Source organism: Tropicimonas sp. TH_r6 (genome assembly GCF_033101155.1).
Lineage (GTDB): Bacteria > Pseudomonadota > Alphaproteobacteria > Rhodobacterales > Rhodobacteraceae > Tropicimonas.
Map to the genome: position 1 here is coordinate 1 of NZ_JAWMPX010000109.1, position 255 is coordinate 255.

Annotated in this window: 1 protein-coding gene; it reads left to right on the top strand. The window is 52.9% G+C overall.

The genetic code is table 11. From position 1 onward, the window contains the following. Positions 1–57: 57 nt before the first annotated feature. A partial coding sequence (locus R3X27_RS25605) for a transposase (protein WP_317711739.1) occupies positions 58–255 on the top strand: 198 nt, incomplete at its 3' end.

The following is a 255-nucleotide window of genomic DNA, read 5'->3' on the forward strand; positions in this document are numbered from 1 at the left end:
TGAGCCTCCCCCAATGAAGTGGTCCGCCCCTATGATTAGGAAAGCGGAGGACCATAGATGGCGACCAAGAGACCCAAGCCTGAAGAGATTGTCGTGAAGTTACGGCAGGTTGAGGTTCTGATGGGGCAAGGGATGCCCCGGATTGACGCGATCAGACAGATCAGCGTGACTGAGCAGACGTATTATCGTTGGAAGAAGAAGTACGGTGGAATGGGCACGGAACAACTCAAAGAACTGAAGCGGCTACAGAAAGAG